Raw genomic sequence first — 21839 nt, forward strand, 5'->3', positions numbered from 1 at the left:
CCAATCGGTATAATTTAGCAATCTTTTTTGATTTTATTTATTTTGATGACAGATTTTATAGTGATTTTTCTTTATTTCTGATATGATTTCGATGTGAGATTCCCCATTTGATCATCTCTAAAATTATAGGTCCAAAAGATTGGCAATACGGTGTAGATTCGTAAAGTATAGGCACTTTTGCGTCGCGATCTTCAGTTCGTTTGACAAGATTATTCAATTCCATATCCTTCAATTCCTTCGAAAGCATTCTTGAAGTAATACCGGGAATACTTTGCTGAATTTCTTTAAATCTGTTATTTCCATTACAGATTGAATTGATAATAGGCAGTTTCCATTTTCCACCCAAAACATATATCGTATCCTGAAGCGCCTGAAACTCTTCTTTCTGATTTCTTGCCATTGCGAATAATTTTAGACTAAGGTATAAAAACATTTTTTTTCTACCATATAAGTGATATAAGTTCATTTAATTAGAAACGCCGACAAAGCTTGCCTTCAACGCCTTTTGGCAAAAAAAATCATTAAACTAACCATCCAGCTTTATTGAACTTATATTACTTATATGGTGAAAATTTAATTCGGTATACTCAATGATACTGCTGAAAAAGCAATATGTTTTGAGATTTAACTTTGTCCCGTTAATTTAAAAACATAAAAAATGGACAATTTAAAAAATAAAGTTGCAGTCATTACAGGCGGAAACAGCGGTATCGGATACGCAACAGCAAAACAATTAAAAGAACAAGGCGCAACCGTTATCATTACCGGAAGAAGAAAAGAAGCGATAGATAAAGCCGCACAAGAATTAGGCGTAACAGCTATTGTTGCAGATCAGTCAAATATTACTGATATTGAAAATCTGGCTTCAAAAGTAAAAGAAGATTTTGGTTCCGTTGATATTCTGTTTATTAATGCCGGAATTACTGGAGCAACAACAATTGAGCAAGCAACCGAAGATTTATTTGATAGTATAATCAATATTAATTTTAAAGGCGCTTATTTTACCTTAAGCAAATTTATTCCTGTTTTGAAAGATGGCGCATCCGTTGTATTTCTTTCGTCTAATACAGCAAGTATGAGTTACGCAGGCACATCTATTTATTCGTCGAGTAAAACTGCTCTTAATGCAGTTATGAAAATTGCTGCATTAGAATTAGCTCCAAGAAAAATCAGAGTCAATTCAGTTAGTCCGGGTCCAACAGAAACAGAAATAATGAAAAAAATAGGCTTAAATGAAGCAGAAGTTAAAACCCTGATGAATACTATTGTCGATAAAATTCCACTAAAACAAATGGGAACTTCAGAGGATGTTGCCAAAATGGTTGCCTACTTAAGCAGCGATGCCTCAAAATTCATCACCGGAGCTGATTTCCTTATGGATGGTGGGATGGTTTTAGCTTAATATTTTTTTAAAGTTACTAAGGTTCTAAGGAGCTAAGGGACTGAGTTTTTTTCTTTATTGTGATTCTGTCCCGAGGTTTCGTGAGAAGGCTTTTGAAGATTGAAATCAATTTTCATTAGGAGCTATTTCCTGCTGTCCTTCCAAATCTTTTGTATCCGCCGCCGCGGATACAAAAGGATTTTCCCTCCCATCAGGGCTATGAAACTCATTTTCAAAAGAAAAAACAAAGATCAAACCTAAGAACCTTAGGACCTTTAAAAAAAAACTTTTACACCTTAAGAAAACCTTAGAAACTTAGTACCTTAGCAACTCAGAACCTTCAAAAAATGACTTCCAAAGAAATACTACAACAACACATCTCCAAAACGGCTTCATTGACCGAAGAAGAATTCGATTATTTCTTTTCTCATTTTAAAACACAGACTTTCAAAAAAGGGCAAACTATTATTAGTGAAGGAGATAAAGTTGATTGCGAGTATTTTGTAATCTCAGGTTGTTTAAAGGCTTTTTTTATCAATGATGAAGTTAAAATGTACATATTGCAGTTTGCAATGCCAACATGGTGGACATCTGATTACACGGCTTTATACAATAATACGCCTGCAACAATAAATGTTGATTGTATTTCTGATGTCGAATTGCTTTGTCTTTCTAATGCTGATCGCGAAAAACTTTGCAATGAATTTCATCAGGTAGAACATTTTTTCCGTTGGAGAACCAACAAAGGATATATTGCCTCTCAAAAAAGGCTTTTATCTTTTATGAATAATAATGTCAAAACACGCTACGAAGAACTTTTAGCGCTGTATCCTCAACTTTATAATTTAGTTCCAAAACACTTAATTGCTGCTTATTTAGGCGTTTCAAGAGAAACCTTAAGCAGGCTTTATAATTCGTAATTTTTTTGCCACAGATAAAAAAGATTTTTGTTTCACGCAGATTTAAAAAGGATTTAAGCAAATACACGCAGATAATCGTTTAGCTTTATAAATTAAATCTGCTCTATCTACAAAATCTGCGAGAACATACTTTTACTTCGTGCCACAAATTTCACAGATTAAAAAGATTCTTGTTTCACGCAGATTTAAAAAAGATTTAAGCAAATACACGCAGATAATCGTTTAGCTTTATAAATTAAATCTGCTCTATCTGCAAAATCTGCGAGAATATACTTTTATTCATGCCACAGATGAAAAAGGATTAAACGATTTTTTTTCACGCAGATCTGGCAGATCTGGCAGATTTTTATTTAATTCCTGTTTTTTATGTAGTTTGTAATCCCTCGTTCCTTGGGATGACAAACTAAACGTGAATAAAAAATAATCATAGTATAAAAATAATCAGCGTCAATCTGCTAAATCCTTTTAAAATCTGCGTGAAACAAAACTCCAGCATTTCATTAATTCAAGCGTAAATCAGAATGTGATCTACATCACGTAACCAATCTCCATACTCGCCGTTCCTTTGCCTTGTACTTTTAAACACAATTAAATACAATAAAAATGGAAACAACAAATTTTAAAATCGTAAGCACAAATAGCAAAATCGATTGGACTGGTAGAAAAGTTACTGGAGCACATAATGGTACAATTGGTATCAAAGAAGGTAATTTCATCTTTAATGATGGAAAAGTAAATGGTGGTAACATTATCATTGACACAACTGCAATCGAAATACTGGACGTAACTGATCCGGCAACAAACGCACAATTTGCCGGTCATTTGGCTTCGGATGATTTTTTCTCAAGCGAAAAATTCCCTACTGCAACATTTGATATTCTTTCAGTAAAAGAAGTTTCAAACCAGAGTTATTATCTTGAAGGTAATCTTACTATAAAAAATATTACACATCTTGTTGGTTTTGAAGCTCAGGTAGCGAATGATGGAAATACTATTTCTCTTTCAGGAAAACTGGTAATTGACCGTACTAAATACGATATCAAATTCCGTTCAGGTAATTTCTTCGTGAATTTAGGAGACACTTTAATCTACAACGACTTTGATTTAGACTTTAAAATCACTGCCGAAGCTACATTTTCAGGACAATCTAAAAACTAAGACCATGCCTTACGTAAAAATCGAATTGACCCGCGAAGGAGTTACTCGCGAGCAAAAACAGGAACTAATAAGCGGTATTACAAATTTAATTACCGACGTATTAAACAAAGATCCACATTTAACTCACGTAGTAATTCAGGAAATAGAGTTAGACGATTGGGGCTATGCAGGAGAACAAGTATCAGTTTTAAGAGAAAAAGGCATTACAGCCGATAAAAAATAAATATCATGAAAAAACAAACCATAATCGTTACCGGAGCAGCTTCAGGTATCGGAAAAGGAATCGCTAAATACTTTTTAGACAGAGGCGATAATGTAGTTATCAATTCAGTAACACCAGCTTCATTAGAAAGCACTTTTAATGAATTTGGAGCAGGAGAAAACCTTGCCATGTTTGCCGGAGATGTAAGCAATAAAAAAACAGGAGAACAATTGGTGAAAATTGCCTTAGAAAAATTCGGTTCTGTAGATGTATTGGTTAACAATGCCGGAATCTTTGACAGCAAACCATTCTTAGAAGTTGACGAAGCTTATTTGGATAAATTTTTGACAACAAACCTAAAAGGAACTTATTTTACTACACAAGCCGTTGTTCCGCAAATGCTGAAACAAAAAGACGGCGTTGTAATTAATATCGGAACTCCACTTGTAAACCATGGTTTAGGCGGATGGCCAGCTACTGCACCAATCGCGAGCAAAGGCGCAATTCACGCTATAACAGTACAATTGGCAGCAGAATTCGGAAAACAAAATATCAGATTTAATACCGTTGCACCAGGCGTAATTCGTACACCAATGCACGGAGACAAAGCAGATTTAAGCGCAGGTTTACATTTGTTAAACAGAGTAGGAGAAATCGACGATGTTGCAGAAATGGTTTATACTGTTGCAAAAAGTACTTTTATCACCGGCGCAATCATCAATGTTGACGGAGGTAAAGCAGCCGGACATAATTTAAACTAAGGTGAAAACTATTTTATTAACTGCTATTATGCTCTGGAGTTTTCAGGGCATAAAAGCACAATATAAAGGTAAAATGGAAAATCAAGCAGAAATAGCAGCAATTACAGATGTCGTTGAAAATTATTATTTCAAAGGTATTTATGAAGGAGATGTAATACGTCTAGGAAGTATTTTTGAGTCAGGAACATTTGTTTACGGAGATATAAATGAACAGCCTTATTTTAAAACGGCAGAACTTTATTTAGATGGCGTAAAAAACAGACAAAGTCCAAAAGATTCAGGAAAACCTTTTAAAGGCGAAATTTTGGAAATAAAAGTCGTAAATTCAATTGCCATAGCAGAAGTTAATGTAAAGATGTACGATTTTAATTATCGTGATTTTTTATCTTTCCATAAGATTAACGGAAAATGGCTTATCGTCAATAAAATGTTGACTGATGTAAGTGAATAAACTTTAAAAGGAGAAATAATGTGGTACAATACAAAAGCTACAGAATTATTGGGTATTCAATATCCAATTCTGCAAGGACCATTTGGAGGTAATTTATCAACGGTAGAACTAACGGCTACAGTATCAAACGCTGGCGGACTTGGCGGTTACGGAGCGTACACAATGTCTCCTCAGGAAATTTTTGATGTAGACAAGCAAATAAAAGCAGCAACAGATAAACCTTATAACATCAACCTTTGGGTTTCAGATCATGATATTCCTGAATCTGGGTTAACCGATGAAAAATACAATCAGGCGAAGGCATTATATAAACCTTATTTTGATGAAGTTGGACTTCCGTTACCGGAAAAGCCAATTCCATTTCAATCAAGATTTGAAAATCAACTGGAAGTAATTTTAGACATACGTCCCAAAGTATTCAGTTTTATGTTTGGAGTTCCTTCTGCCGATATTTTAGAACAATGTCGCAAATTAGGAATTGTCACCGTTGGCGCAGCAACTACTTTAGATGAAGCCATTTTTCTGGAAGCGGCAGGAGTTGATATGATTATCGCATCTGGTTTTGAAGCCGGCGGACACAGACCTTCATTTTTGGCTTCGGCAGAATCATCTGTAACAGGAAGTTTTGTATTACTGCAATTGATTCGCGAAAAAGTAAAAATCCCCGTTATTGCCGCTGGAGGAATTGCTAACGGAAAAGGCGTTGCAGCAGCATTAGCGCTGGGAGCAGATGCAGCTCAAATTGGAACCGCATTTCTGGCAACCGATGAATCAAATGCATTGCCTATTCACAGAGAAATGTTATTTTCTGATGCTGCAAAGTATACAACACTATCTCGTGCTTACACAGGAAGACTCGGACGTGGAATTACAAGCAGAATTGCCAAAGAGGTTTTAGGAAAGGAAGAAAGCATTTTACCATTTCCGTTGCAAACCACACTTATGGCACCATTGCGAAAAGCAGCTCTTGATCAACAAAAATGGGATATGATTTTATTTTGGGGCGGACAAATAGCTCCAATTTTAAAACACACAAAAGCAAAAGAGTTAATGCATTCTTTAATAGAAGAAACATCAACGTATTTCGGCGATCTGAAAGCTTAATTTAAGTTGTTAAACACAGATTGTTTAAAAAGAACCTCATAGCAGGTTCTTTTTTTGTTTTATAAATAACGTGAGATATTTAATCACAAAATAATAAAAAAGACACGTTAAGTTCTGATTATCAGATATTCAATGTTGTTAATGTTTAAATTTACATGATTATAATTCGATTCTTAGAAGTATCACCTACAGGTAGTTAACCTACTAATTCCTTTCTCTTCCATCAATTTGACTGTATGAAATTTGTATGTTCCTCAGCATATAAAATTTTCAGGTTTATGTATGTCCGTTTCAGGATACACTTCGTCCGTTTAGGCTATTTCGTGATTGTAACAGCGCTGTTGCCATTATACTTTTGACGAAGAAATTAACTGATAAACATATAATTTAAAAAATCAAAAACAATGGAAACAATTAAAAACAAACGCAGTTTTCTGAATGCAATTGCAGCAGGAACTTTTATGTTGATCGCAGCGACAGGCTTCGCACAACAAAAACAAACTAAAGCCGATTCAGATGCAATTCGTCCGTATCATATTAGCATTTCTCAGGAAGCGATAACAGAATTACGCAATCGTGTAAACGCTACAAGATGGCCGGATAAAGAAACCGTTACAGATCAATCACAAGGCGTTAAACTGCAACAAATTCAAAATCTTGTAAAATATTGGGGAACGGATTATGACTGGCATAAAACAGAAACAAAACTAAATGCTTTGCCTCAGTTTGTAACTAATATCGACGGATTGGATATTCAGTTCATTCAAATAAAATCAAAACATAAAAATGCATTTCCGTTAATTATTACTCACGGTTGGCCTGGATCTTTCTTTGAACTTCTTAAAGTGATTGGTCCATTAACAGATCCAACTGCTTATGGAGGAAAAGCCGAAGACGCTTTCGATCTTGTAATTCCGTCAATGCCGGGTTACGGTTTCTCAGAAAAACCAACAGGAACAGGTTGGGGGCCGGAAAAAATTGGAAAAGCCTGGAATGTTTTAATGAAACGTTTAGGCTACAAACATTATGTTTCTCAAGGTGGAGACTGGGGATCTGTAATTGCAGATGCGATGGCACGCCAGGCTCCTGAAGGGTTATTGGGAATTCACTTAAATATGCCCGCAACAGTTCCCGCAGATATTTCAAAAGCTTTACAAAACGGAAATCCCGCACCTGCAGGATTATCAGTAAAAGAAAAAGCAGCTTTCAATTCGCTTAATAAATTATATACCAAAGGTGCAGGTTATGCCGGAATGATGGTAACACGTCCGCAAACTTTAGGTTACGGACTTACAGATTCTCCGGTTGGTTTGGCTTCATTTTTCTTAGATAAATTCAACGATTGGACTTATAGCGGAGGAAATGCCGAAAAATCACTTACAAAAGACGAAATTCTTGACGACATCTCATTATACTGGTTTACAAACACAGCAAATTCATCAGCACAATTGTATTGGGAAAACAATACCAACAATTTCAATGTTGTAGAACAAAGAACTAATGAAATTAAAATTCCGGTTGCGATTACCGTTTTCCCGGGAGAAATTTATCAGGCACCAAAAAGCTGGGCTGAAAAAGCATATAAAAACCTGATTTATTTTAACGAAGTAAACAAAGGCGGACATTTTGCTTCTTGGGAAGAACCACAACTTTTTACAATTGAACTTCGTGCTGCTTTTAAATCATTGAGGAAAAACAATTAAAAATTAGAAATTAAAAATTAAAGTCAATTCAAAGATTAAGCATTAAACAGATTAAAAATAAAATCTGCAAAATCTGCAAAATCTGCGAGAAAAAACATCTAACACATAGATTTAGCCTAAAAATCAACACAAAATCTATGTGTTTAAACACACACACAACAATTCAAATCAAACAAATATGAAAACAAATAAAAAATACAGTTTATATACTATTGCTGTTCTAAGTTTTATGGCATTATTCATTTCAAATAATGTTTCGGCGCAAAAATCGGGCATTACAAGAACAGATTTACAAAAACACGACATAAGTGTCGCTGGACATGAAACTGTTCAATCACGAATCGATTTTGAGCCTCATACAGCTTTTGGGAAACATTCTCATCCCGGCGAAGAAGTTATTTATGTACTTGAAGGTTCTCTGGAATATCAAATTGAAGATAAAACGCCAATAACATTAAAAGCAGGAGAAGTACTCTTTATTCCCGCAGGTCAGGTTCATTCAGCGAAAAACAATACAAATGCCAAAGCTTCAGAACTGGCAACTTATATTGTCGAGAAAGGAAAACCTATTCTGGTACTAAGTAAATAAAACATTCTTAAAACCTCAGGTTTTTGTCTGTCCGTTTCAACCTTTACTTTGTCCGTTTGAGCTATTTTCTGATTGTAAAACGAGCATTGTCAGAATACCTTTGACGAAGAAATTAACTAATAATCAAACTATTAAAATTAATACTAATGAAAACAATACAAAAAAACAAAAGCAGCTTCACAAACAGAATAGCTTCTAAAATAGTTTTAATTGCTGCTTTATTTTTCACAATGGCATCAATCAATGCACAATCAGAAAAACCAACAACAAGTTCTCTTGGAACGTTAAAACAAATTAATGCCGGACTTTTGAATGTTGGTTATGCCGAAGCCGGACCTTCAACAGGAAAAGCGGTAATTTTACTTCACGGCTGGCCTTACGATATTCACAGTTACAATGAAGTAGTGCCAATATTAGTCGCAAAAGGCTACAGAGTGATTACACCTTATTTAAGAGGATCGGGAACAACAACGTTTCTTTCAAAAGATACTTTTAGAAACGGACAACAAGCAGCATTGGCAAGTGATATTATCGCTTTGATGGATGCACTTAAAATTGATAAAGCGATTATTGGCGGTTTCGATTGGGGAGCAAGAACAGCAGTGGTTATGGCAGCACTTTGGCCGGAACGTTTAACCGGACTGGTATCTGTAAGTGGTTACTTGGTTGTAAATCTTGAAGCAAACCTAAAACCATTGCCTCCAACAGCAGAGCTAGGATGGTGGTACCAGTATTATTTTGCTACAGAAAGAGGAAAATTAGGTTACACACAAAACACGTATGAATTTAATAAACTGATCTGGAAAATTGCTTCTCCGTTATGGAATTTCGATAAAGCAACTTACGATCAAACCGCACAATCTTTTGATAATCCGGATCACGTTGCAATTGTAATTCACAATTACAGATGGAGACAATCGCTTGAAACAGGAGAATCTAAATACGATGCGTTAGAGAAAAAATTGGCGTCAAGACCTGAAATTAAAGTTCCAACCATTACGATAGGAAGTGATTTCGACGGCGCAAACGCAGACGGAAAAGCATACGCAAGTAAATTTACAGGTAAATACACTCACAGAATTCTAAAAGGAATTGGCCACAATGTACCTCAAGAAGATCCAAAGGCATTTGCACAAGCAATTATTGATGTTGCTAATGATTAATTACTTTTTGCATCTCACATTTTAGAAATCAATATCAAGCATATAAAATTCACAATTAATAATTCACAATTCACAATTAAAAAGTTATGGAAACAAAAGTTTTATACACAGGAAAAACACACACAACAGGCGGTCGCGAAGGAGCATCTCAAAGTTCAGATGATCAATTAAACATTAAACTTAGCTCACCGGGAACTTCACGTCCGGGAACAAATCCGGAGCAGCTTTTTGCAGCAGGATGGTCAGCTTGCTTTATTGGCGCAATGGGAATCGCAGCTTCAGGATTAGGCATTAAACTTCCTGCAGATACAGTCGTAGATGCTGAGGTCGATTTATGCAACACAGATGGCGCTTATTCTTTACAGGCACGTCTTAATATCACTCTACCGGGTTTAGACGCTGAAACAGCAAGAAAAGTGGCTGATTTGGCACATCAAACCTGTCCTTACTCTAAAGCAACAAGAGGAAATATTAATGTTGAAATTAATATTCTGTAATAATCTGTTTAATCTTTCTAACCTGCAAGGTTTTCAAAACCTTGTAGGTTTAAACAGTATCAGCAAGATATTTTTCTCAGCTTTTACAAATCATGCATACAAGGTTTTCAAAACCTTGCAGGAAACCCAAAGAAGATAATCATGAAAAAAATAAAAATAATACCAGCGTTTTTTATCACACTAATACAGCTAATTGCTATGACAGCTTTTGGACAAAATACTACAGAGAAAAAAGCCGTAAAGGGATTTGCGCTTTTAGAATTATATACTTCAGAAGGCTGTTCGAGTTGTCCGCCTGCGGATGAATTGATGGGAAGAATTCAAAATGAATACAAAGACGAAAATGTCTATATTTTGGCATATCATGTTGATTATTGGGACAGACAAGGCTGGAAGGATGTTTTTGGCAATGCAGATTTCACCAAAAGACAATACGAATATGCAACTTTTTTAGGAAAACAACAAGTCTATACGCCACAAGTAATCGTTAACGGAAAAGCTGATTATATTGCTTCTCAGGAAACGATTGTGAGAAATGCTATTAAGCAAGCACTTTCGAAACCTGCCGCTTCCAATTTATCTTTACAGGCGAATCAAAATAATAATAATCTAAACGTAAATTATACTGTTGAAGGAGTTTCAAAAAACAGCAATTTGTTAATTGCGATTGTTCAAAAATATGCAAAAAGTAATGTGAAAAGAGGAGAGAATGCAAATCGTATTTTATCCCATTATCAAATTGTTCATCATTTACAAATTGTTGATTTAGCCAAAGAAAAAAAAGGAACAACATCCATTCATTTACCTAAAAATTTTGATGCAAAAGAGTTCGAAATAATCGGTTTTGTGCAGGATATGAAAACCGGAAGTATTTTGGGCGTCACCAAAGCAATTTTACAACAATCATCATTATAAAATATTGTTGATTAAATAAACACAATTATAGTCTCTAAACAGAGGCTTTTTTGTGTATGAAAAATATATTTTATATTTAAAGTAAAAATAAATATAAAGTTAGTTAAAATATTTAATATCAATAAATAAGTGTTTTATTTTTATGAATTTAAAGTATTTGTTTTTTGTTAAATTTAAAAACCCTTTTTATCAAAGATTTAGACTGTTTTGAAGTCGTTTTTATACTGTTTCAGGGTATTAAAAAGGTTGGTTTTGATCCTGATTTTTATGAATTTATTGTTTTTTAAAATAAATTCAATTTACAGTAGTAGAATAGTGGATTTTTTGCAAAATTTTAAATGTCAGAAATCAAAGAAAACAGAAGTCATTTTTTAGATTTTAAAATAGACAAATTTCATCATAATAAACGTTAAAATGGTCATTTTTAGCGTTATGACGAAATGGCAGTCGGTATGATTTTAAATTTATAACTAATAGATAACCAGTTACTTTAGTTGAAATAATTAAAGTTGTTATTAAATATTGTTTTGAGCACTATTTTTCTGCCATCTAAAAATCAGAATTCATTTTTATGGGCTAAAAATACCTCTAAAATATGCTATCTTTGACGAAGCAGGATTAAAAAAACAGACTAAAATTATGGAAAAAATAAAACGCTTTCAGGTTTCCCGAAAGGTCATTTGGGGAAGTTCTATAGCACTGGCAATTCTTGCTTCAATACCCAAATTATTTGATGGAGATTCGACGGTTGGCGATATCATAATCAACTCATCGATTACGCTGTTATTTTCTATTTTTATATGGTATTATAATATTTATAGTCTGCCTAAATTTTCGGCACAACGAACTCATACCAGTTTATTCAACTGGAAACTTTTATTGAGCGTCATAATGGGTATTTTGGTAATGGTTTTGATTGTAATTGGACATCAGGAACTTTTTCAGATTTCTAAAATGGACGCTCCAATTATGTTCGAATTGCGAGGCATTTTAATCAATTTGATTGTTTATATGTTCCTGCATTTGCTTTTTCAAAACTATCAAACCCAACAAATGAGTGTAGAATTGGAAATTACCAAAGCCGTAAATCTGGGCGCACAATACGAACTTTTAAAGCAACAAGTCAATCCGCATTTCCTATTCAACAGTTTAAATACATTAAAATCGATGGTTGATATTCAGGATCCTCAAAGTTCTGATTTTATTTTGAAACTATCTGATTTTTACCGATTTACATTAGAAAGCCGAAAGTTAGACTTGATATCGCTTCGGGAAGAACTTCAAATCCTGGATTCGTATGTTTATTTACTGAAAGCCCGTTTTGAAGACGGTTTTGTTTTGAATAATAACGTCGATCAAAAACAATACGATTCTGCAATTCCGCCTTTTACTTTACAATTGCTAATCGAGAATTGCATCAAACATAACGTTGTTTCGCTCGATAAACCGCTGCAAATCGATTTATATACAGAAGACGACTTTCTGGTTATAGAAAACCAAATTCAGCTTAAAAGAGGCGTATTATCGACCGGAGTAGGTTTAGATAATATCAACCAGCGTTTTATCCATTTGGTTCATAAAGAAATTGAAATTGATAAAAATGAAACTACTTTTAAAGTAAAAATACCACTGATTTATGACTATCGTAATAATTGAAGATGAAGTAAAAACGGCCAAAGCACTTGGCCAGCTTATTTTGAGCATCAGGCCAGATGCGCAAATCCTGTCGTATATTCAAAGTATTGACGGAGCGGTTAGTTATCTTTCAGAAAATGATCAACCGGATCTTATCTTTATGGATATTCAGCTTGCAGACGGTTTATGCTTTGAGATTTTTAAAAATGTTGAGGTTCTGTCACCTGTGATATTCTGTACAGCTTTTGATGATTATGCGATTGAAGCATTCAAATCAAACGGAATCGATTATGTATTGAAACCTTTTTCAAGAGAAAGCATTGCGCAGGCCATTAAAAAAGCGGGAGAATTGAAGAATTTCTTTCAAAGAAATAAAAAAGCAATGCCTGATTTTGAGTATTTATTAACCAGAACCGGCGAAAATACAGGAAAAAGCAGCTTCCTGGTTTTTAAAAACAATAAATACCAAACCGTTCTAACAGAGAATATTGCATTTTTTTATATCAAAAACGAAACGCCAACGATTATGTCGTTTGATAAAACAGAATATCAGCTTACACAATCGTTAGATGAAATTCATAAACTCTTATCACCAACACAATTCTTTAGAATCAACAGGCAATATTTGGTTAATTTTTCAGCAATAAGAGAAGCAGAGCATTATTTTTCACGCAAATTAATCATCAAACTAACCGTTCCAACCGAAGAAAAACTATTGGTAGGAAAAGAGAAAGCTACTGCGTTTTTGAGTTGGTTAGAAAACAGATAATTATCTTTTAAAAATTCCACATAGATTAAAACAACAAAAGCTGATTTATTAATTTAAATCAGCTTTTGTTGTTTTGTAGATTTTTCCTGTAATTGTATTTTGTATAAAACCTATTAATTGCCAGTCTGTTGCGTTAAAATTTTTAGGTTTAGATATAGTAAGATTCCCTTCTTTTGCACCGAGAGTATAACTTTTTAGCTCTTTTACAATCTGAACATGATTTAATGTATTTCCTTTATTTTCACCACGTTGTACTTTTGAAATTCCTTTTCGCAATATTGTTGCAATAAATAATTTTGTGTCTTTCTGAACTGAATTTGTCTTAAAATGAATCGTTATTGAATCTTTGTCAGGATGGGCGATAAGTTCCAGTTTCTCAGTTTGCTTAGTTTTTAAAGCATCAGTGATTTTTTGAGAAAGTGCAGTTTCATTATAGCCTGCAAATTCAGCAGTTCCGTTAATAATAAACTGAGGCGTATACATCACATACAAATTAAGCCAGTCCTGATATTGTTGTTGGCGGTTTGTAAATTCAGCCGAACTAAATTGATCCTTCCAGCCTAAACGATCCCAATAATCAACATGATACGCCAGGAAATAGATATTCATGCCTTTGGTATCACGTTGTAATTTTGCCATTAATTCATCGGCAGGCGGACAACTGGAACATCCTTCAGAAGTAAAAAGTTCTACTATCGCAAAACCATTATTATTCGTTGTTTTTATTTCCGTTTTTGCTGTTTTCCTTTCAGATAATTCCATTTCAGGAAACATAAAGCAATTCAGGAAAAAGAGTCCTGAAAGCACAATTGCCAGAAAGAGGAAGATACTATTTTTCATAATTTTTGATTTTAAATCGAATTGAAATTCTGTTATTTCTCTCAAAGGTAGAATCGTAATCCCTGATTTATAAGCGAATAATGGCGAACCGTCCAAATTAGCAGTTGAATAGTCCATTTAGTGCTTTAGATAAAACTGAACGTTACAGCAATTGAAGTTGAACGCTATAACAATGTTGATTTCTAGGGTTATAATGAACTTTGCCAATATAAATACGATACTTATGAAAACAATTTTTATTACAGGAACTTCAAGCGGTTTGGGAAAAGCTGCGGTTCATTTATTTCACAGCAAAGGCTGGAATGTTATTGCAACTATGCGTAATGTTGACAAAGCCGATTTTGAAGCTTTAGAGCGAGTAACAGTTTTGCCACTTGATATTACAGAGCCAGAACAAATTAAAACTGCCGTAAACAAAGCAATTTCATTAGGTAATATAGATGTTGTTTTAAATAATGCAGCTTATGGTGCAATTGGCCCGTTAGAAAGTGTTTCTGAAGATGTTCTGTTAAAACAGGTCAACACCAATTTGCTTGGCGCTATTCGTGTTACACAAGCTTTTATTCCGCATTTTAGAGAAAAACAAAGCGGACTTTTCATTAATATTACTTCTATTGCCGGATTAATTACTTTTCCGCTTGATAGTTTATATCACGCTGTAAAATGGGGTCTGCACGGCTGGAGTGAAGGAATGAGTTATGAATTAGCTCATTTTGGAATCGGAATCAAAACGGTTGCTCCGGGATTTATCAGAACGGAATTTAGTTCAAACATAGTTATTACATCTTCAGAACCTTATCAGGAATTGATGGATGGTTATCTAAAAACCGTAAACGATATGATGGATCCTCAAAGCAGCGGTTCTACGGCCGAAGAAATTGCACAAGTGGTTTACGAAGCTGTTACCGATGGAAAAGATCAGATACATTATACAGCCGGAGCTGATTCTAAACAAATGTCTGACAGACGTTTAGAAGTTGGGGCAGAAGCGTCGCGTAGAGAAATGTCGGCTCTGTTTTTAGGGTAATTAATTTAGTTTTTTTGGTTTCAGGTTTCAAGTTTCAAGTTTCAAGTTTCAAGTTTTCATTAACTTTGAGAAGTTTGGTATTCAAAGCAATATAAACCTGAAACAAATTAAACCTGAAACTATATTTTCGAAGGCGATAATCCAAATTGTTTCTTAAACGCAAACGAAAAATGCGAGAGATCCTCAAAACCTACCTCTAAATATACTTCAGAAGGGGTTTTTCCTTTTTCTTTTATCTGATAATAAGCTTCCTGCAATCTCTTTTGCAATAACCAACGGCTTGGAGAATTATCAAAGATTCGTTGAAAATCTCTTTTAAAAGTAGCTAAACTGCGCCCTGTGAGATACGCAAAACGATCTAATTGCACATTAAAATGGAAATTCTTCTTCATAAAAGCTTCCAGATCTATTTTTCCCGGTTCGTTAAAGTCAAATAAAATATCTTTTAATTCCGGATGGCATTGCAATAAAATAGTAATCGCTTCATTTACTTTTAAAGTCTGAAGATTTTCGTTAATCAATTGATCATCATTGATATATGGAATCAACGAATTCATAAAGCTTTTAAGTAACGGCTCATCCTTTAGTTGAAAAACAGTTTCTGTTTCCGGACTTTTAATCAAATTGGTTTTCTGGCTGTATTGTATAGAGAAATCCCGCAGCGCGCTCTGATAGAGATAAATAGAAATAGACTGAAAGCCGATATTCGGATCAGGTTGTTTCATGAACTTAATAAGCTGATTTCTTCTAATAAACCGAAAATCACCGGGTTTAAAAATATATTCCTTAGTACCGTTATTCAAAACAAGCTCTCCCGAAATTTGAAAACTCAAAACATGTTCTGCAGCAAATTGCTCGCCTTCCCGATTTTGGGTATAATAGCAAGAATAGGCAATAGGCGATGTTTTTTGATTTATTTTAGAATCGTTCATATCACAAATTTATAAAAAAAGCAATCAGCATCGAATAAGTTTTACCCGATACTGATTTTGTTGTTAATTGGATGTTTTTTAAACACATAGAAACATAGACTATATTAAAATAAAAGATGTTTAAAAAAATCTAGATTTTCACACATAGCTATGTTTGTTCCAACAAGTGAAACGCCTTTCAGGACAAAGGAGAACTATGTTTCTATGTGTTTAAATAAAATTATGCGTTATACTAAGAAATTGACATTGAAATTTACTTTTTACCAGTATACAATTTACCCAATGTTGTATTTAGAAAACTTTCAGAATCATCGTGATCTGTCGATAAACTTACATTCATCCATTTTTCCATTTCTTCTTCTCGGGCCTGATCGGCACTTTTTAAGATTCCAATGGCCTCACTTCCTAACACAAGATGCATCGGCGGATTTGGATGTGATGCTAAATCTACCATTACTTTAGCCGCTTTTTCAGGGTCTCCAACAGGAACAAAATTTCCACCTTTAAAGAAATCCGTACGTTGTTTTACCATTTCATAACCTTCAATATCATCTGCATAAGTCATTGATGCGCCCGCCCAATCCGTACGAAATCCGCCTGGTTCTACGCTGGTTACGAATATTCCAAGAGGAGCAACTTCTTTTGCCAAAGCTTCAGTAAAACCTCCTAAACCAAATTTTGCTGCCTGATACATCGTTAAACCCGGATTTCCAACACGTCCGCCAACAGAACTAATCTGCAAAATGCGACCTGATTTCTGTTTGCGCATATAAGGCAATACAGCGCGTGTAATTTCGATTGGCGCGTATAAATTAGTTTCTAACTGACTACGAACCTGTTCGTTTGTAAAAGCTTCAGCAGCACCAATGATTCCGAATCCGGCGTTGTTTACCAATACATCAATGCGTCCAAAATGTTCAACAGCTTCGCTAACCGCTTCGTGAACCTGATCGTAATTGGTGACATCTAATTTAATTGGCAAAATTTGATCTTTAAACTTCTCTTTTAAATCATTTAACTGATTAATGTCTCGTGCAGTTGCAGCAACTTTGTCACCACTTTCTAAAACCGCTTCAGTAAGGTTACGTCCTAATCCTCGAGAACTTCCTGTAATAAACCATATCTTATTCATTGTAATTGAGTTTTAAATTCATTACAAATTTACGATGGAAGCAAGGGTAGTTATTTTGTTGAAAAGCTCAATTTCATTTGTTATAAAGATCATTTAAAAATAAAGTGTATAAATACAATAAGATTAGTCGCGAAGCCTCAAAGAAATTAAACTTTGCGGTTTCGCGACTTTGCGAATTAAATGTAAGCTTGGTTTTTAAAGTCACAGATTAAAATGGATTTTTTTTCTCGCAGATTTTGCAGATTAAGCAGATCATTTTTTCGTCACAAATCAAGAGGATTTTTTTTGGATTTAGTTCTAATCCGCTTAATCTGCAAAATCTGCGAGAGAAAACATTAAAAAGCTTACTCTAAAGTTTTAACGGCATATGTTGCAGCATATAATTTTCTAAACATAATATAAGTCACGCTAACCATTATAAAGGCAATAATTGCATCAATTGTCGCAGGAAAACCTAATACAGCCACTTTTGAGAAAAAGGCAAAAGTAATATCGAAAAAGATTCCTGCAAATACCCATTCTTTTAATCGAAGCAATTTGTTCGGAATCAATAAAGTAATTACGCCCAATACTTTCAAAACACCAAGCAAGTAAATAAAATGAGGCGGATAACCTAATAATACTGTAATATCCCAAACAATTTTATTGGTTGTAAGTTCAAAAAATCCGCTGGCACCAAACCATAAAGAAGTTAATACAATTCCTGTCCAATAAATGATTTTTGTTGTTTTTGCATTCATGATTTTAATTATTTTAAGTTGTTAAACAGGACAAAATTGCGGGATTGACGTTCGTTTTCAAATTCAAATTTTGCCGAAACGGACAATTTAAACTTTAAAATAGACAATCTGAAGTTTGATCTGAATTTCTAAATCTCAAATCATAGTAATAGTCACTTTTGAAGGATATTTATTAACAATAAATTACAATTTTTAAAATTGCATTAGTTTTATATTTGTAATTAACAATTGCCCAATTCAACGGAAATACCATATAATTGTATGAAAGAAATAAAAACTTTTAAGATTTTTCTTTTTGTTTGCTTAGCGTTTACATTAACAGCTCAAAGTCAGAAAGTAAAGCTGATAAACGTAGATCAGCTTCAGGAAAGAATCAAAAACGGAAAAGACAGTACTTATGTCGTAAACTTCTGGGCAACCTGGTGCGCGCCATGTATTAAAGAATTACCCAATTTTGAGAAGCTTGGAGCAGAATATAAATCACAAAAAGTAGCCGTATTATTGGTTAGTGTTGATTTTAAATCGAAACTGGCTTCTAACGTGGTTCCATTTGTAAAAAGAAAGAATCTTAAAAATGAGGTTTTCCTTTTAAATGAAAGCAATCCGCAAGAATATATAGATCGTATTGATCCTTCATGGTCGGGAAGTATTCCGGCAACAATCTTCATCAAAAACGATAAAAGAAAATTTATCGAAAGCGAACTGACTTACGAACAATTACTTACTGAATATAAAAACCTATAAATTATGAAAAAGTACATCTCCCTAATGTTATTTTTAAGTGCCATTATCGCACAGGCACAAGCTCCAACGCTTAAAGCCGGACAAACCGCACCGGATTTTAAGCTTAAAAATGTAGATAATAAAGAAGTTTCATTTGCCAGTTATCCAGACGCAAAAGGTTTTATTGTTGTATTTACTTGTAATACATGCCCGTATGCAAAAGCTTATGAGCAAAGAATTATCGATCTTGACAAAAAGTTCAAACCACAAGGTTATCCGGTAATCGCGATTAATCCAAACGATCCGGAAGCATCAAAAGCAGATACTTTTGATAAAATGCAGGAATTGGCAAAAGAGAAAAAATACTCATTTCCATACTTATTTGATAAAGGACAAGTCGTTACAGATCAATACGGAGCGAAACATACACCACATCTTTTTGTAGTATCTAAAACATCAAAAGGAACTGTTGTAGAATATACGGGAGCAATTGATAATGATCCGGAAGGAACTAAGGCAGAAAAAACGAAATATGTTGAAGATGTAATTGCATCGCTAAAAAGCGATAAAAAGCCAGCTATAACGGAAACAAAAGAAATTGGCTGTACTGTAAAAAGAAAAGCTAAAGCATAATTATTTTTAAAGTAATTTTTAAAACGCCTCAGTTTATGAGGCGTTTTTTTTGGCTTAATTCAGATGTTACTTCATTTTTGAAAGAAATACAGATTATTGAAGATCTTATTGTCATTATAACCTTTCTTGCTATACCTGAGGATTATAAGAAAATAACTATTTTTTGATAATTAATTATTCTACAATACAATTTAATTAGTAATTTTGTTTAGAATAAATCTAAATAGTGATGAAAAATTTCCTTTTGGCCGATTCCGAAAACCTACACATAATTGGATTGAGGCACACACTTAAAAAGTTGGTAAAAACACCCAACCTAAAAGAGGCAAATTCAAGAGAAGAATTGTTTAAGTGTTTGGATAAAAACGATATAGAATGCCTGATTATTGATCCCAATAATATTTTTTTGTTTTATGATGATGATCTTAAGATTATTAAAACAAACTATCCCAAATGCAAAATCATAATCCTTTCTTATTTTAAGAATAAACAAACCATTAATAGTTTCTTAAAAGACAATATAAATGGCTTTATATCAAAAGATTGTGAGGAACAAACCATTTATGATGCTTTGTATAAAATTCAGCACGGAGAACGCTATTTATGCCCCAAAACCTTAAATGCACTTATTGATGTTTTTGCCTTACCAACAGCCGAAAGTGATGAAAAGCTTACTTTAAGAGAGTTTGAAATTCTCAAACAAATTGCACAGGGAAATAACGGAAAAAGTATAGCATCGCAGCTTTTTATCAGCATTCATACTTTCAGGACGCATCGAAAAAACATCATGAAAAAAACAGGCAGACATACGACTTCTGAGTTGATACTCTATGCTTTAGAGAAAAAAATAAAGTAATTTTCGTATAATTTAAGGGTATTTTATGCTTTAATTCCTACTATAATTGAGGTATTTTGACTACCTCAATTATAGAAATGATTTTCACTTTTTTATGGTATTGATTTAATTTTCGTACAAATCTACATTTGTGAAAATTATTCTTTAGAATCAATCTAAATAAATACCACAAATGGAGGCACAAGAAAAATTAGGAACAATACTGCAAGAAGTCGTAATTGATAATGCGCATGATAAACATGTTTTTTCTAACAATAATAAATCAATCGGGATTTATAAGAAAAGCATGAAAAAGGCCATTAAAACAATTGGAAATCATTTAAAAGAAAGAGATACGCCATTTACCGGAACCAGTATTTCGACGATTAAGCAAAAAATCGACAACATTTATCTGGAAGAAAATAAAAAAGGAAAAAGCCTGGATTATGTTTTGGATGAATTAAAAGACATTTATTTAGATGATTGTATTCACTTTCATAATCCCAAATACATAGCGCATCTTAATTGCCCAATTCTAACGCCAACACTTGTGGCCGAGGCTTTTATATCATCTTTAAATTCTTCGATGGATACGTACGATCAAAGCACGGGAGCGACTTTTATCGAATTGAAATTGGTAGAATGGACGCTAGATAAATTAGGTTATCCTGAAAACGCTGACGGAATTTTTACCAGTGGCGGAACACAGTCTAACATGATGGGATTGCTTTTAGCAAGAGATCATTATATCAAAAAACATTACGGAATTGATCCAAAAATGGACGGATTGCCTCCTGAAGCTTCAAAATTCAGGGTTTTGTGTTCAGAAGTAAGCCATTTTAGTTTAAAGAAAAACCTAAGTCTTTTAGGTTTAGGACAAAATGCCGTAATTCCTGTTGCTGTAGATCCTGATTTTAAGATGAATATAAGCGCTTTGAAAAAAGTAATTCAGCAGCAAAAAGACTTAGGAAATATTCCAATTGCGATTGTGGGAACTGCCGGAACAACTGATTTTGGTTCAATAGATCCGTTGACCGAAATTGCTTCAGTTGCCAGTGAAAATGATATTTGGTTTCACGTAGATGCGGCTTACGGCGGTGGTTTATTAATCAGCAATCTTCACAAAGAAAAATTGAGTGGAATCGAATTATCAGATTCAGTTACAATCGATTATCACAAAACTTTTTATCAGCCGGTAAGTTCAAGCGGGTTTTTTATGAGAGATAAATCATTTGTAGATTATATCAAGTACCATGCTGATTATCTGAATTCTAAAGAACAGGAAGACGAAGGAATTCCAAACATGGTAAAAAAATCAATCCAGACAACACGTCGTTTTGATGCCTTAAAATTGTGGTTTACATTGAGAATGATCGGAACAGAAGGTTTGAGTTCTTATATGGAAAAAGCGATTGCCAATGCTCAATTTACGGCAGATTTACTGAGAAACAGAGACGATTTCGAAATCATTCATAAACCTGAAATTAGTGCGATTGTCTTTCGTTATACACCATTTACCGGAAACGGAAATTCGTACTGTGGTATCAACAGTTACATTCGTAAAGCCATTTTTAATGAAGGTAAAGCCATCATTACCAGTACAAAAGTCTACAACGAAGTATTCCTGAAATTTACTTTATTAAACCCGTTAACAACCCAAAAAGACATTGAAGAAATCATTGATTTGATCGTATTTCACGGAAATGAATATTCATTAAAAAATTAAAAT

At 33.9% G+C, this 21839-nt stretch carries 24 protein-coding genes; 19 read left to right on the forward strand and 5 right to left on the reverse strand.

Translation table 11 applies throughout. The annotated features are described in order from the left end of the window. Positions 1–55: 55 nt before the first annotated feature. Positions 56–400 carry a helix-turn-helix domain-containing protein gene (locus GKZ86_RS04835; RefSeq protein WP_154781982.1) on the reverse strand — a complete coding sequence of 115 codons (345 nt, stop codon included), beginning with the start codon at positions 398–400 and terminating at the stop codon, positions 56–58. 258 nt (positions 401–658) lie between these two features. Between GKZ86_RS04835 and GKZ86_RS04840 the strand changes: the two genes are divergently transcribed. The 14 genes from GKZ86_RS04840 to GKZ86_RS04905 all read left to right on the forward strand — a co-directional run bounded on the left by GKZ86_RS04840 (position 659) and on the right by GKZ86_RS04905 (position 13248). After that, positions 659–1402, forward strand: coding sequence for an SDR family NAD(P)-dependent oxidoreductase (locus GKZ86_RS04840; protein WP_154781983.1), 744 nt, complete (start codon positions 659–661; stop codon positions 1400–1402). Positions 1403–1728: 326 nt separating this feature from the next. Beyond that, complete coding sequence (locus GKZ86_RS04845; RefSeq protein ID WP_154781984.1) at positions 1729–2301, forward strand: Crp/Fnr family transcriptional regulator; 573 nt, start codon at positions 1729–1731, stop codon at positions 2299–2301. Positions 2302–2904: 603 nt separating this feature from the next. After that, on the forward strand, positions 2905–3459 hold the full coding sequence (locus GKZ86_RS04850) for a YceI family protein (protein WP_154781985.1): 555 nt from the start codon (positions 2905–2907) through the stop codon (positions 3457–3459). Between the two features lie 4 nt (positions 3460–3463). After that, entirely contained in the window at positions 3464–3682 is a 219-nt protein-coding gene (locus GKZ86_RS04855; protein ID WP_042564553.1) for a 4-oxalocrotonate tautomerase family protein, read from the forward strand. 5 nt (positions 3683–3687) lie between these two features. After that, on the forward strand, positions 3688–4422 hold the full coding sequence (locus GKZ86_RS04860) for an SDR family NAD(P)-dependent oxidoreductase (protein ID WP_154781986.1): 735 nt from the start codon (positions 3688–3690) through the stop codon (positions 4420–4422). A 1-nt stretch (position 4423) separates the two neighbouring features. Continuing rightward, positions 4424–4873, forward strand: coding sequence for a nuclear transport factor 2 family protein (locus tag GKZ86_RS04865; RefSeq protein ID WP_194632447.1), 450 nt, complete (start codon positions 4424–4426; stop codon positions 4871–4873). Positions 4874–4891: 18 nt separating this feature from the next. Then, entirely contained in the window at positions 4892–5977 is a 1086-nt protein-coding gene (locus tag GKZ86_RS04870; RefSeq protein WP_154781987.1) for a nitronate monooxygenase family protein, read from the forward strand. 404 nt (positions 5978–6381) lie between these two features. Further along, on the forward strand, positions 6382–7680 hold the full coding sequence (locus tag GKZ86_RS04875) for an epoxide hydrolase family protein (RefSeq protein ID WP_154781988.1): 1299 nt from the start codon (positions 6382–6384) through the stop codon (positions 7678–7680). A gap of 178 nt (positions 7681–7858) precedes the next feature. Then, on the forward strand, positions 7859–8269 hold the full coding sequence (locus GKZ86_RS04880) for a cupin domain-containing protein (protein ID WP_154781989.1): 411 nt from the start codon (positions 7859–7861) through the stop codon (positions 8267–8269). A gap of 146 nt (positions 8270–8415) precedes the next feature. Beyond that, the gene (locus GKZ86_RS04885) at positions 8416–9432 is read left to right on the forward strand and encodes an alpha/beta fold hydrolase (protein ID WP_154781990.1); all 1017 of its coding nucleotides are present in this window, start codon (positions 8416–8418) and stop codon (positions 9430–9432) included. A gap of 86 nt (positions 9433–9518) precedes the next feature. Further along, on the forward strand, positions 9519–9929 hold the full coding sequence (locus tag GKZ86_RS04890; RefSeq protein ID WP_154781991.1) for an organic hydroperoxide resistance protein: 411 nt from the start codon (positions 9519–9521) through the stop codon (positions 9927–9929). Positions 9930–10070: 141 nt separating this feature from the next. Then, positions 10071–10844 (forward strand): thioredoxin family protein, encoded by a 774-nt coding sequence (locus GKZ86_RS04895; RefSeq protein ID WP_154781992.1) that lies wholly within the window; start codon positions 10071–10073, stop codon positions 10842–10844. 639 nt (positions 10845–11483) lie between these two features. Beyond that, on the forward strand, positions 11484–12500 hold the full coding sequence (locus GKZ86_RS04900; RefSeq protein ID WP_154781993.1) for a sensor histidine kinase: 1017 nt from the start codon (positions 11484–11486) through the stop codon (positions 12498–12500). Next, positions 12481–13248 carry a LytTR family DNA-binding domain-containing protein gene (locus GKZ86_RS04905; RefSeq protein WP_154781994.1) on the forward strand — a complete coding sequence of 256 codons (768 nt, stop codon included), beginning with the start codon at positions 12481–12483 and terminating at the stop codon, positions 13246–13248. The genes GKZ86_RS04900 and GKZ86_RS04905 overlap by 20 nt, the downstream gene beginning before the upstream one ends. 48 nt (positions 13249–13296) lie before the next feature. On the opposite strand, the gene GKZ86_RS04910 is transcribed toward GKZ86_RS04905, so the two are convergent. Continuing rightward, positions 13297–14205: a thioredoxin family protein gene (locus GKZ86_RS04910; RefSeq protein WP_154781995.1), complete on the reverse strand. Its 909-nt coding sequence runs from the start codon at positions 14203–14205 to the stop codon at positions 13297–13299. Between the two features lie 106 nt (positions 14206–14311). Between GKZ86_RS04910 and GKZ86_RS04915 the strand changes: the two genes are divergently transcribed. Continuing rightward, complete coding sequence (locus GKZ86_RS04915; protein WP_154781996.1) at positions 14312–15115, forward strand: SDR family oxidoreductase; 804 nt, start codon at positions 14312–14314, stop codon at positions 15113–15115. 119 nt (positions 15116–15234) lie between these two features. On the opposite strand, the gene GKZ86_RS04920 is transcribed toward GKZ86_RS04915, so the two are convergent. The 3 genes from GKZ86_RS04920 to GKZ86_RS04930 form a co-directional block, all read right to left on the reverse strand. After that, positions 15235–16047, reverse strand: a complete 813-nt coding sequence (locus GKZ86_RS04920) for an AraC family transcriptional regulator (protein ID WP_154781997.1) — start codon at positions 16045–16047, stop codon at positions 15235–15237. A gap of 253 nt (positions 16048–16300) precedes the next feature. Further along, a complete protein-coding gene (locus GKZ86_RS04925) occupies positions 16301–17179 on the reverse strand; it encodes an oxidoreductase (RefSeq protein WP_154781998.1) in 879 nt (292 codons plus the stop codon). Between the two features lie 344 nt (positions 17180–17523). Next, positions 17524–17919: a DoxX family protein gene (locus GKZ86_RS04930; protein ID WP_154781999.1), complete on the reverse strand. Its 396-nt coding sequence runs from the start codon at positions 17917–17919 to the stop codon at positions 17524–17526. A gap of 261 nt (positions 17920–18180) precedes the next feature. Here GKZ86_RS04930 and GKZ86_RS04935 point away from each other — a divergent pair, with 261 nt between their 5' ends. The 4 genes from GKZ86_RS04935 (at position 18181) to GKZ86_RS04950 (ending at position 21836) form a co-directional block, all read left to right on the forward strand. Then, the gene (locus GKZ86_RS04935) at positions 18181–18663 is read left to right on the forward strand and encodes a TlpA family protein disulfide reductase (protein ID WP_154782000.1); all 483 of its coding nucleotides are present in this window, start codon (positions 18181–18183) and stop codon (positions 18661–18663) included. A 3-nt stretch (positions 18664–18666) separates the two neighbouring features. Beyond that, entirely contained in the window at positions 18667–19275 is a 609-nt protein-coding gene (locus tag GKZ86_RS04940) for a thioredoxin family protein (protein WP_154782001.1), read from the forward strand. A gap of 229 nt (positions 19276–19504) precedes the next feature. Next, positions 19505–20131, forward strand: a complete 627-nt coding sequence (locus GKZ86_RS04945; RefSeq protein WP_154782002.1) for a response regulator transcription factor — start codon at positions 19505–19507, stop codon at positions 20129–20131. A gap of 172 nt (positions 20132–20303) precedes the next feature. Then, positions 20304–21836, forward strand: coding sequence for an aspartate aminotransferase family protein (locus GKZ86_RS04950; protein ID WP_154782003.1), 1533 nt, complete (start codon positions 20304–20306; stop codon positions 21834–21836). Positions 21837–21839: the final 3 nt, after the last annotated feature.

This window comes from Flavobacterium sp. LC2016-13 (genome assembly GCF_009707955.1).
Classification (GTDB): Bacteria; Bacteroidota; Bacteroidia; order Flavobacteriales; family Flavobacteriaceae; genus Flavobacterium.

Excerpts from the sequence above, each read along its gene's own strand:
- GKZ86_RS04910 (WP_154781995.1), bottom strand. The coding sequence starts at position 14,205 with ATGGACTATTCAACTGCTAATTTGGACGGTTCGCCATTATTCGCTTAT.
- GKZ86_RS04835 (WP_154781982.1), bottom strand. The coding sequence starts at position 400 with ATGGCAAGAAATCAGAAAGAAGAGTTTCAGGCGCTTCAGGATACGATA.
- GKZ86_RS04905 (WP_154781994.1), top strand. The coding sequence starts at position 12,481 with ATGACTATCGTAATAATTGAAGATGAAGTAAAAACGGCCAAAGCACTT.
- GKZ86_RS04885 (WP_154781990.1), top strand. The coding sequence starts at position 8,416 with ATGAAAACAATACAAAAAAACAAAAGCAGCTTCACAAACAGAATAGCT.
- GKZ86_RS04880 (WP_154781989.1), top strand. The coding sequence starts at position 7,859 with ATGAAAACAAATAAAAAATACAGTTTATATACTATTGCTGTTCTAAGT.
- GKZ86_RS04875 (WP_154781988.1), top strand. The coding sequence starts at position 6,382 with ATGGAAACAATTAAAAACAAACGCAGTTTTCTGAATGCAATTGCAGCA.
- GKZ86_RS04870 (WP_154781987.1), top strand. The coding sequence starts at position 4,892 with ATGTGGTACAATACAAAAGCTACAGAATTATTGGGTATTCAATATCCA.
- GKZ86_RS04895 (WP_154781992.1), top strand. The coding sequence starts at position 10,071 with ATGAAAAAAATAAAAATAATACCAGCGTTTTTTATCACACTAATACAG.
- GKZ86_RS04915 (WP_154781996.1), top strand. The coding sequence starts at position 14,312 with ATGAAAACAATTTTTATTACAGGAACTTCAAGCGGTTTGGGAAAAGCT.
- GKZ86_RS04900 (WP_154781993.1), top strand. The coding sequence starts at position 11,484 with ATGGAAAAAATAAAACGCTTTCAGGTTTCCCGAAAGGTCATTTGGGGA.
- GKZ86_RS04840 (WP_154781983.1), top strand. The coding sequence starts at position 659 with ATGGACAATTTAAAAAATAAAGTTGCAGTCATTACAGGCGGAAACAGC.
- GKZ86_RS04940 (WP_154782001.1), top strand. The coding sequence starts at position 18,667 with ATGAAAAAGTACATCTCCCTAATGTTATTTTTAAGTGCCATTATCGCA.
- GKZ86_RS04890 (WP_154781991.1), top strand. The coding sequence starts at position 9,519 with ATGGAAACAAAAGTTTTATACACAGGAAAAACACACACAACAGGCGGT.
- GKZ86_RS04860 (WP_154781986.1), top strand. The coding sequence starts at position 3,688 with ATGAAAAAACAAACCATAATCGTTACCGGAGCAGCTTCAGGTATCGGA.
- GKZ86_RS04945 (WP_154782002.1), top strand. The coding sequence starts at position 19,505 with ATGAAAAATTTCCTTTTGGCCGATTCCGAAAACCTACACATAATTGGA.
- GKZ86_RS04925 (WP_154781998.1), bottom strand. The coding sequence starts at position 17,179 with ATGAATAAGATATGGTTTATTACAGGAAGTTCTCGAGGATTAGGACGT.
- GKZ86_RS04935 (WP_154782000.1), top strand. The coding sequence starts at position 18,181 with ATGAAAGAAATAAAAACTTTTAAGATTTTTCTTTTTGTTTGCTTAGCG.
- GKZ86_RS04930 (WP_154781999.1), bottom strand. The coding sequence starts at position 17,919 with ATGAATGCAAAAACAACAAAAATCATTTATTGGACAGGAATTGTATTA.
- GKZ86_RS04845 (WP_154781984.1), top strand. The coding sequence starts at position 1,729 with ATGACTTCCAAAGAAATACTACAACAACACATCTCCAAAACGGCTTCA.
- GKZ86_RS04850 (WP_154781985.1), top strand. The coding sequence starts at position 2,905 with ATGGAAACAACAAATTTTAAAATCGTAAGCACAAATAGCAAAATCGAT.
- GKZ86_RS04950 (WP_154782003.1), top strand. The coding sequence starts at position 20,304 with ATGGAGGCACAAGAAAAATTAGGAACAATACTGCAAGAAGTCGTAATT.
- GKZ86_RS04855 (WP_042564553.1), top strand. The coding sequence starts at position 3,464 with ATGCCTTACGTAAAAATCGAATTGACCCGCGAAGGAGTTACTCGCGAG.
- GKZ86_RS04920 (WP_154781997.1), bottom strand. The coding sequence starts at position 16,047 with ATGAACGATTCTAAAATAAATCAAAAAACATCGCCTATTGCCTATTCT.